This is a genomic window from Vibrio sp. V42_P2S4T144 (assembly GCF_009904715.1).
Classification (GTDB): Bacteria; Pseudomonadota; Gammaproteobacteria; order Enterobacterales; family Vibrionaceae; genus Vibrio; species Vibrio alginolyticus.
The window spans coordinates 1-10,266 of record NZ_WXWS01000449.1 but is presented as its reverse complement, the minus strand read 5'-3'; the positions used below and the strand labels follow the sequence as shown (position 1 = coordinate 10,266).

Annotated in this window: 7 protein-coding genes; 6 read left to right on the top strand and 1 reads right to left on the bottom strand. The window is 44.9% G+C overall.

Features of this window, described 5'->3' with window-relative positions:
• Window positions 1–133: 133 nt before the first annotated feature.
• The 6 genes from CAG68_RS15170 to pheT all read left to right on the top strand — a co-directional run bounded on the left by CAG68_RS15170 (window position 134) and on the right by pheT (window position 9,146).
• Window positions 134–922: a TetR/AcrR family transcriptional regulator gene (locus CAG68_RS15170; RefSeq protein ID WP_005377913.1), complete on the top strand. Its 789-nt coding sequence runs from the start codon at window positions 134–136 to the stop codon at window positions 920–922.
• A 250-nt stretch (window positions 923–1,172) separates the two neighbouring features.
• Window positions 1,173–3,551, top strand: a complete 2,379-nt coding sequence (locus CAG68_RS15165; RefSeq protein WP_064353837.1) for an efflux RND transporter permease subunit — start codon at window positions 1,173–1,175, stop codon at window positions 3,549–3,551.
• Between the two features lie 18 nt (window positions 3,552–3,569).
• On the top strand, window positions 3,570–4,361 hold the full coding sequence (locus tag CAG68_RS15160; RefSeq protein WP_025766823.1) for an outer membrane lipoprotein-sorting protein: 792 nt from the start codon (window positions 3,570–3,572) through the stop codon (window positions 4,359–4,361).
• 10 nt (window positions 4,362–4,371) lie between these two features.
• Window positions 4,372–5,547, top strand: coding sequence for a hypothetical protein (locus CAG68_RS15155; protein ID WP_086046656.1), 1,176 nt, complete (start codon window positions 4,372–4,374; stop codon window positions 5,545–5,547).
• A 191-nt stretch (window positions 5,548–5,738) separates the two neighbouring features.
• Window positions 5,739–6,722 (top strand): phenylalanine--tRNA ligase subunit alpha, encoded by a 984-nt coding sequence (gene pheS / locus CAG68_RS15150; RefSeq protein WP_005385470.1) that lies wholly within the window; start codon window positions 5,739–5,741, stop codon window positions 6,720–6,722.
• Between the two features lie 18 nt (window positions 6,723–6,740).
• Window positions 6,741–9,146: a phenylalanine--tRNA ligase subunit beta gene (gene pheT, locus CAG68_RS15145; RefSeq protein WP_086046657.1), complete on the top strand. Its 2,406-nt coding sequence runs from the start codon at window positions 6,741–6,743 to the stop codon at window positions 9,144–9,146.
• A 214-nt stretch (window positions 9,147–9,360) separates the two neighbouring features.
• On the opposite strand, the gene CAG68_RS15140 is transcribed toward pheT, so the two are convergent.
• Entirely contained in the window at window positions 9,361–10,242 is an 882-nt protein-coding gene (locus tag CAG68_RS15140) for an AEC family transporter (protein WP_005377901.1), read from the bottom strand.
• Window positions 10,243–10,266: the final 24 nt, after the last annotated feature.

Sequence of the window (10,266 nt, the reverse complement as noted above, 5' to 3'; positions counted from 1 at the left end):
CTTGAAATGTTTGTTTTTTGATCTATTATGACGAAGTGTCATTTGTGACGGTTCGTCAACTTTAGTTACGTTCCTGTATTAAAGAATCGTGTTACAATTATTGGGAGTGTGTTGGTATACGGATCAAAGGATTATGTTTAACTTTCGCTGTAAAAAATATAGCAAGCAAGACGGATGTCGTGTGTCTTCAGGGCTAACAAAAAAGCAACAGGCGATTGCTGATCGTGAGATAGAGCTTATTCAATTGGCTAAGTCTCTAGTTCAAGAGCAAGGCTTTGCCAACTTAACGATGGACAAGCTTACAGCGTCAAGCCCTTATTCTAAAGGGACGATCTACAATCATTTTTGCAGCAAAGAAGATGTGATTCTTGCGCTTTGTATTCATTCGCTGAAAAGCGAAGCAATATTTTTCGAACGTACCGCCAAATTTAATGGCAATACCAGAGAAAAAATCATTGCGATGCATGTAGGTTATCGTATTTACGCTCGTATGGAGCCAGTACTATCAACTTGTGCGATTGTTGCAAAGACGCCTTGGGTTCTAGAGAAGGCTTCGCCTAAACGTGTGAATGAACTGAATAACTTGGAAGAACAAGTAATAGATGGTGCTGATGCGCTGGTGAACAATGCGGTAGAATGTGGTGATCTTAAGTTTTCTCCCGCAATTGGTTCTGATGCTATTGTATTCGCCAACTGGTCTATTGCATTCGGTTCAAACGCTTTGGCGCAAAATGCATCGAACAGTCGATGTATTCAGCGAATTCAAGACCCATTCTCAGTACTGCACAACGCGAATATGTTACTTGATGGTTTAGGTTGGTCGCCTTTATCTACAGAATGGGACTACCGTAAAACCTGGCGTCGAGTGGAGCAGGAGTTATTTAGTGAAGAGCTTGCTTATTTAGAGTCAGTGAATCGCTAATAAACTGGAAAGGCCAATCTGACGTTATGGTTGGCTTTTTTATCGCACTATTGTGACGAATCGTCATTGAATCTCGAAGGTTGGCGTTCAGCCAATGATCACGAGAAGCATAGGAAGTTACTAAAAACTAACTTATGTAGCCAAATTCATTCGATCTAAAGTTTGCATGTCGAGTTTGTCTGGTTATTTACAGCATTTGCTGTTTTTTTTAGTTTTTAAATTTGACGAAACGTCACAAAAGGAGAGTGTGATGCCACATCACAACGTTCAACAATACGCCCGTTCAGGGTGGGGTAAGCTACCAACGAATTACAGTGTATTGGTGATGCTTGCTACCGTTTTATTGATTGTCATAGCAACCATTGGAGGAAAAAATCTTTACTTTAGAGGAGATTACGACATCTTCTTTGATGGAACAAATGAGCAGTTACTTGCGTTTGATGAAATTCAAACCACCTTTGCAAAATCTGACAGTCTTGCTTTGGTTATAGCGCCAAAGAGCGGCACTGTTTTTACTCCTAGCACATTATCTCTTATTCAGCAGATCACTGACGAGGCGTGGCAAGTTCCATACTCCACCCGCGTTGATTCCCTCGCTAACTACCAGCATACCGAAGCGTTTGAAGATGATCTTCTTGTCGAAGATTTACTGTATAGCGAATATGAATTGACACCTCAACGAATAGAGAAAGTCAAAAGTATTGCGTTGAGTGAGCCGGTTTTGAAAAGTTCACTGATTTCTGAAAAAGGAGATGTCACGGTCGTAAACATTACGGTCCAACTCCCTGAAATAGATAAAACTGCTGAAGTACAAGAGGTGGTTGCTTACATAAACGGAATGATTGAGCGTTATCAGCAAGTGTACCCAGACACGGAATTCCACAAGGCTGGTATTATTGCAATGAACTACGCGTTTATGACCGCAGCCCAAGACGATAGCGCAACATTAGTGCCAACTATGTTACTAGTGATATTGGTGTTTCTGACCATCATGTTGCGCTCATTGCTTAGCGTCATCGCGACGCTCATCGTCATTATCGGCTCGGTTATGGTTACAATGGGCTTGTCAGGATGGGCTGGTATGTTCTTAAGCACGGCGACCGTTAATGTGCCTACCTTGGTGATGACGCTTGCCGTCGCAGACTGTGTACACATCATCGCGACAATGCGTCAGTCTATGCAAAACGGCTTTAGTAAAGCCCACTCTATTGAGCGAAGTATTGCGCTCAATTTCATGCCTATCTTGATTACCTCCATTACCACCGCGATCGGCTTTTTAATGATGAATATGTCGGATTCTCCAATCCTGCGAGATTTCGGCAACCTATCAGCCCTTGGCGTCATGGTTGCTTGTTTCCTTTCCATCACGTTACTTCCCGCCTTGCTTAATATCCTTCCGGTTACGGTGAAGTCGGATACTTCTGATGAAAGAAAGCACTTTATGGATCATTTAGGAGATTTCGTGGTGTCAAAGCGACATGCGTTATTGCCGTTGTCGGTGCTTGTTATTGTCGCGAGTGCGAGCTTGATTCCGCTGAACAAAGTCAATGATGAATCCGTCGAGTACTTTGGCCATAGCAATGAATTTCGCCGAGCGGCTGATTTTATGGAAGAGCGAATCAGTGGCATGGCGAACATCAGTATCGCGATAAAAACCAACGAATCGCAGGGCATTGCCGATCCTAATTTTCTCAATTCCGTGGGTAAATTTACTGACTGGCTAAGGTTGCAGCCAGAAACGGACCATGTTGCGACCTTGAGCGATGTTTATAAGCGCCTAAACAAGAACATGCATGGAGATGATCAGGCTTATTACTCGCTCCCTCAAGACAGAGAATTAGCGGCTCAATATCTGCTGCTTTATGAAATGTCACTACCGTATGGTTTAGATTTGAACAACCAAATCAATGTAGATAAGTCGTCGATCAAGATGGTTCTCACCGTGGAGAACTTGGGCAGCGTCGAGCTTGTTGATTTGGAAAATCGCATTTACCAATGGTTTAACGAAAACGCGCCTCAATATGATGTTGTTGCGTCTAGTCCTTCACTGATGTTTGCGCATATTGGTGAAACGAATATGGCCAGCATGCTGTCAACCTTGCCCATTACTCTTGTCTTAATCTCTGCATTACTGATCTTTGCCTTGCGTTCGTTCAAGCTTGGCTTAATTAGTCTTGTCCCGAATATTGCTCCTGCGCTTATTGGTTTTGGTATTTGGGCGCTGGTTTCTGGCGAGATTAACTTGGGATTGTCTGTCGTTGTGACATTAACGCTTGGTGTTGTTGTCGATGACGCCGTTCACTTTCTTTCTAAATATCAACACGCTCGTAAAGATGGCCACAGTGCGGAGCAAGCGGTTCGCTACGCCTTTCGTACCGTGGGGCGCGCACTCTGGATTACGACGGTCGTGCTTGTTGCTGGTTTCTCTGTTCTGGCGATGTCGAGCTTCCGTTTAAATGCCGATATGGGACAGCTGAGTGCCATTGTCATCTTTATTGCCCTTGTTGTGGATTTCATCTTCCTACCGACTCTACTGATGTTGTTTGACAAAGGCGTTTACGACGAGGTGGAGCGCCGAAATAAGCTTAAATCAACTGACTCTCAAACCAAGACTGTTACTCAGTCATAACGAATTAAAGGATCGAACATGAATTTAGTAAAAAATGCCTTAAAAGTATCAGTACTTTCTGTCTCGCTTATTATGAGTCATGCGGTGTTGGCGGATGAAGCCAAAGGACTAGAAATTGCCCAAGAGCGCAAAGCCCGTGATGAAGGGTGGGGGGATTCTGTTGCTACGATGCAAATGATTCTGCGAAACGCGCAAGGAGAAAGCAGCACACGTTTAATGCGCTTACAATCACTCGAAGTTGATGGCGATGGTGACAAAGGGCTCACGATATTTGATGAACCGAGAGATGTAAAAGGCACGGCGTTTCTTAACCATTCTCATACGGTGGGTGCCGATGACCAATGGCTTTACCTTCCTGCACTGAAACGTGTGAAACGTATTTCCTCGCGTAACAAATCAGGTCCTTTTATGGGCAGTGAATTCGCGTATGAGGATCTCAGTTCCTTTGAGATTGAAAAATACCGTTTCAACTACCTAAAAGATGACAGCATAAACGGGCAAGATGTTTTCGTCGTAGAGCAAATTCCGACCGATAAGAACTCAGGTTATACCAAGCAAACGGTATGGTTAGATAAAGCGCATTATCGTCCACTTAAAGTTGAGTTTTACGACCGCAAAGGCTCTTTGTTAAAAACGCTTTCTTTTTCCGATTACAAGCAATATCTCAACCAATATTGGCGAGCGCACACTATGGCGATGACAAACCATCAAACAGGAAAAAGTACTGAGCTAACGACTAGCGAAATGCGTTTTAACACTGGATTACAAGACAATGACTTTCATAAGAATGTGTTGAAGCGAGTGAGATAGTGGAGGAAAAATGAAGCGATTAAATGCTGGGTTGTTGCTTAGTGCAGCAGCCTTTTTTTACTCGATGCCTCTGACTGCCGTCGAGCTTGCAGGACAAGTCAATATTGAGCATCGTCAGTTTTTTAAAACGGGCTCTCAGGGTCAGAGCAAAGCGCAAACGTCATTGGTTTTGCAGCCAGAATTTTACTGGGAGATGCAAAATGGTGATGCAAACTTTACTTTCACACCTTTCTATCGTCTGGATGGTCTAGACGATGAGCGAAGTCATGGTGACATACGAGAGGCACTTTATCTGACTTATTGGGATGATTATGAGCTTCGAGTTGGGATTAGTAAGGTCTTTTGGGGAGTGACTGAATCAGCCCATTTAGTTGATGTAGTAAACCAAACAGATGCCATTGAAGCCGTCGATGGTGAAGATAAACTCGGTCAGCCGATGTTACATTTTACCTCTTTCAAAGACTGGGGCACCGTCCACGCAATGTTGTTACCTTACTTTAGGGAACGAACGTTTGCGGGTACAGAAGGCCGCTTGCGAACCGAACCCGTTGTCTCTGATGATGCTATCTATGAATCAAGCAGAGAAGAGAAGCACGTAGATGTGGCTTTTCGATATTCGAAAATGCTTGGCGATTGGGACGTAGGCCTAAGCTATTTATATGGAACAAACCGGGATCCTTACTTTCGTTTAGAGTACGGAGAATTAAAGCCTTACTACGCTCTGATGAGTCATGTCGGTCTGGATGTGCAAGGAATTGTTGGCGATTGGTTATGGAAACTAGAAAGTGTTTATCGAGATAGCGCTGATAATCATGTCGGTCTTGTGACGGGTTTTGAGTATACCTTCGTCGGTGCATTTGACACGGTTTGGGATGTGGGAGTTATTGGTGAGTACCTCTATGACAGTCGTGGGAACAACGCACAAACTATCGGTCAAAATGATGTGTTTGCAGGTATTCGTTGGGCGCTCAATGATGAGGACGGAACGGAAGTATTGATGGGAATCACGAAGGATTTAGATAACGCTAATGTTTACAATGCTAAGTTAGAAGCATCGAGCCGAATATCGAATCACGTTAAGTGGCAAATTGATGCTTGGTTGTTTAAAAATGAAACACCAAATGATTTGCTCTACTTCGCTAGAGATGACGATTTTATCGAGCTATCTATTCAATACTATTTCTAAAACAAAAGGGCACAACTAAACGGCAGATTAACTAAAGATGACATTTTTGACGTTTTTGTGCTCTTTTTATTCAATAACCTCTTCTTTTCGTAATTCAATTTGGCATTGGTGCCCGGTTTGGCTACTATGTACAGCTATCAAAAAACCAATCACTCCCTTATGGACACTACCTACAGGTAGATGAGGAAACGATGCAACATCTAGAAGAGATCATTGCTAGCGCGAGCACTGCAATTGAAGCTGCCGAATCGCTAGTCGCACTTGATGAAGTGCGTGTTCAGTATCTGGGTAAAAAAGGTGAGCTAACTGCTCAACTTCAAAGCCTAGGCAAACTACCACCAGAAGAACGCCGTGAAGCTGGTCAAGAGATCAATAAAGCGAAAGGCGTAGTTCAGCAAGCTATCGCAGCTCGTAAAGATGCACTACAACGTGCTGAGCTTGAAGCAAAACTAGCAGCAGAAACAATCGACGTAACACTACCAGGTCGTCGTATTGAAAACGGTGGTTTACACCCAGTAACTCGTACTGTAGAGCGTATTGAGAAGTTCTTTGGCGAACTTGGTTTTAACACCGAGGCTGGACCAGAGATCGAAGATGCATTCCACAACTTCGATGCGCTAAACATCGCAGCTGATCACCCAGCGCGTACTGACCACGATACTTTCTTCTTCAACCCAGACTTGATGCTTCGTACTCATACGTCAGGCGTACAGATCCGTACGATGGAAAATGGTAAACCACCATTCCGTTTCATCGCACCAGGCCGTGTATACCGTAACGACTACGACCAAACGCACACGCCAATGTTCCACCAAGTGGAAGGCATGCTGGTTGATGAGAACGTAAACTTTGCTCAGCTGAAAGGCATCCTGCACGATTTCCTATGTAACTTCTTCGAAGAAGAAGTAGAAGTACGTTTCCGTCCATCTTACTTCCCATTCACTGAGCCTTCAGCTGAAGTAGACGTGAAAGGCAAAAACGGTAAATGGTTAGAAGTACTAGGCTGCGGTATGGTTCACCCGAACGTGCTACGTAGCGTAGGTATCGATCCTGAAAAATACTCTGGTTTCGCATTCGGTATGGGTGTTGAGCGTCTAACAATGCTTCGTTACGGCGTGAACGACCTACGTGCGTTCTTCGAGAACGATCTTCGTTTCCTAAAACAGTTCAAGTAATCCAGAGGGTTCATCAACATGAAATTCAGCGAATCATGGCTTCGTGAGTGGGTAAACCCTGCGGTTACTACTGACGAGCTAACTCACCAAATTACAATGGCCGGTCTAGAGGTAGACGACGTTCTTCCTGTTGCAGGTTCTTTTACTGGCGTTAAAGTCGGTCACGTTGTTGAATGTGGTCAACACCCAGATGCAGACAAACTGCGCGTAACTAAAGTTGACGTGGGTGAAGAAGAGCTTCTAGACATTGTTTGTGGCGCACCTAACTGTCGCCAAGGTCTGAAAGTAGCAGTAGCAACAGTTGGTGCTGTTCTTCCAGGTGATTTCAAAATCAAAAAAGCGAAACTACGTGGCCAGCCATCTCACGGCATGCTTTGTTCATTCACTGAACTAGGTATCGACGTTGAGTCAGACGGTATCATGGAACTAGCAGAAGACGCAGTAGTCGGTACCGATTTCCGTGAATTCCTAGGTCTAGACGACGTAACAGTAGACGTAGACCTAACGGCAAACCGCGCTGACTGTTTCAGCATTCGTGGTCTAGCTCGTGAAGTTGGCGTACTAAACCGTGCTGACGTGACAGAGCTATTAGTAGAAGCAGTTGCCCCTTCAATCGACGATAAAGTGTCTATCGAAGTGAAAGCTCCTGCTGCGTGTCCTCGTTACCTAGGTCGTGTTATTAAGAACGTAAACGTTCAAGCTGAAACACCACTATGGATGCAAGAGAAACTGCGTCGTTGTGGTATTCGCTCTATCGACCCTGTAGTAGACATCACTAACTACGTTCTTCTAGAGCAAGGCCAACCAATGCACGCATTCGATCTAGCGAAGATCGAAGGTGGCATCGTAGTTCGTATGGCTGAGCAAGGTGAGAAGCTAACGCTTCTTGACGGCAACGAAGCAGAACTAAACGCAGATACACTAGTAGTTGCTGACCACAACAAAGCACTTGCAATCGCAGGTATCTTTGGTGGTGAAGAGTCTGGTGTAACAACTGAGACTAAAGACGTTCTACTAGAGTGTGCATTCTTTGCACCTGACCACATCCGTGGCCGCGCACGTAGCTACGGTCTTCACACTGATTCTTCAATGCGTTTCGAGCGTGGTGTGGATTACGCACTACAAGTGAGCGCAATGGAGCGTGCAACACAGCTTCTTGTTGAAATTTGTGGTGGTGAAGTAGCACCTGTTGTAGCTGTAGAATCTGAAGCAGGCCTACCTAAGCCAAACAAAGTTGCACTACGTCGCACGAAACTAGACAACCTACTAGGTCACCACATCGCTGATGCTGATGTAGTAGAAATCCTAGAGCGCCTAGGTCTGACTGTAGAAGCTTCAGAAGAAGGTTGGGTGGCAGTAGCGCCAACATGGCGTTTCGATATCGCTATCGAGCAAGATCTGATTGAAGAAGTTGGCCGTATCTACGGTTACGACAACATTCCTAACCAAAACCCAGCAGCAGCACTTAAGATGCACAACCACGTTGAAGCGGATCTTCCACTGAAACGCGTTCGTGATCTTCTTGTTGACCGTGGTTACCACGAAGCAATCACATACAGCTTCGTTGAGCCTGAGCAGCAAAAGCTAGTTGTACCTGGTGTTGAGCCTCTAGTACTTCCAAACCCAATTTCTGCAGACATGTCAGCAATGCGTCTTGGTCTTATCCAAGGTCTGCTGAACACGGTTGTTCACAACCAGAAGCGTCAACAGCCACGCGTTCGTCTATTCGAATACGGCCTACGTTTCATCCCATGTGAATCTGCAGAAAACGGCATGCGCCAAGAGCCTATGCTAGCGGGTGTTATCGCTGGTACTCGCGGTGAAGAACATTGGGATATCGAAACTAACACGGTTGATTTCTTCGACCTTAAAGGCGATCTAGAAGCGATTCTAGAGCTATCTGCGAACGAAAAAGCGTACTCTTTCGCTGCACTGTCACCTGAAAGCAAAAAAGCTAACCCAGCACTTCACCCAGGTCAATCTGCGGCAATCATCGTAGATGGCAAAGAAGTGGGCGTGATCGGTACCGTTCACCCTGAGCTTGAGCGTAAGTTCGGTCTAAATGGTCGTACTATCGTATTCGAAATCGAATGGTCTGCAATTAACAGCAAAGTGATCCCAGAAGCGGTAGCACTTTCTAAATTCCCTTCAAACCGTCGTGATATCGCGGTAGTAGTGGATGAAGCTGTTGCATCTGGTGACATTGTTAACGCTTGTCTAGAGCAAGGTGGCGAGTTCCTTAAAGATGCAAAACTGTTCGACGTTTACGTAGGTAAAGGCGTTGAAGAAGGTAAGAAGAGCCTAGCAATCGCTCTGACTCTACAGTCACTTGAGCGTACGCTTGAAGATGCAGATATCGCTGGTGCGGTTGACGCTATCGTTGCTCACGTTTCTGAGAAGTTTGGTGCGTCTCTACGTGACTAATCTCGCGTAACGTATCTTCTTAAGAAATGAAAACCCTGCCAGTTTGGCAGGGTTTTTTTATTTTTAGGATTACCTTATCGTTGTTCAAGTTCCTTACTGCTCGCACCACCCCTCATTATTTTAAAATACTAGACCAAACTAGGGATGGCCCTTACCCGAGATTAGGAACGTATTGTTTTTCAGCTAATACACGCTAACGATAGCTTATTGGCGGTTAGGCAGCGAGTGAGAGGGTATAGCTAAGCAGAAGAGGCAGCGTAAGAATGCTGAAAAAGTTGCCAAATAGTACCATTGACGCCACCTTCATGGGTTCTATATTCAGTCTTTCCGCAAATAGGTAATTCATGACGGCTGGCGGCAGCATTGTGAAGAGCACCATCATTTGCAATTGCATCGTTGGAAGGGGAATTAACCAATAAATAAGTGCAAAAGCGACAGCACCAGTTGCCAGTGACTGCACGGTACACAACACACCAATCTTTAAACCGTCCAACCGTAAATGACACATTTGTGCCCCCAGAGATAAAAGCATCACGGGTACGGCCGCTTGCCCAAGTAGAGCAGTGGCTTCGTATAAAGGCGCCCATGCACCCACATTTGACACGTTGAGAAACAGAGCCAACGACGCTGCTAAAAAGATTGGCATCTTGACTATTTGCTTAAAAGGGTTGCCATGACTAAGCAGCATTACGCCTAAGCTGATATGCAAGCATGCTGACACGACAAATAAAAGCACTGCTGACGACAGCGCAATTTCTCCAAACGTATAGGTAAACAAAGGAATAGCTAGATTTCCGCTATTCCGAAACATATGTGGTGGCGCCCAGGTTTTAAACGAGAGTGACGTCCATCGACATACCGGGATCATGAGTAGTGCGGGAATTAAAACCGCAACAATTGCCGCCAAAAGAAGCGGCCCCTGATTTGAATCGAGCGGCATGCTAACGAGTGACGAAAATACCAGTGCTGGCGTAAAAACCTCAATATTAATGCGGTTTATTGGGCGAAAGTCAGGCTTGATGTAACGACCGACCAAATAGCCAACTCCGACAAGAGCAAAAACAGGGAAAAGAATATTTATGATTTGATTAATCATGGTCGCCTAGAAGCAGTGTAAGAA

Coding starts and splice junctions, on each gene's coding strand:
- CAG68_RS15170 (WP_005377913.1), top strand. CDS start 134: ATGTTTAACTTTCGCTGTAAAAAATATAGCAAGCAAGACGGATGTCGT.
- CAG68_RS15165 (WP_064353837.1), top strand. CDS start 1,173: ATGCCACATCACAACGTTCAACAATACGCCCGTTCAGGGTGGGGTAAG.
- CAG68_RS15160 (WP_025766823.1), top strand. CDS start 3,570: ATGAATTTAGTAAAAAATGCCTTAAAAGTATCAGTACTTTCTGTCTCG.
- CAG68_RS15155 (WP_086046656.1), top strand. CDS start 4,372: ATGAAGCGATTAAATGCTGGGTTGTTGCTTAGTGCAGCAGCCTTTTTT.
- pheS (WP_005385470.1), top strand. CDS start 5,739: ATGCAACATCTAGAAGAGATCATTGCTAGCGCGAGCACTGCAATTGAA.
- pheT (WP_086046657.1), top strand. CDS start 6,741: ATGAAATTCAGCGAATCATGGCTTCGTGAGTGGGTAAACCCTGCGGTT.
- CAG68_RS15140 (WP_005377901.1), bottom strand. CDS start 10,242: ATGATTAATCAAATCATAAATATTCTTTTCCCTGTTTTTGCTCTTGTC.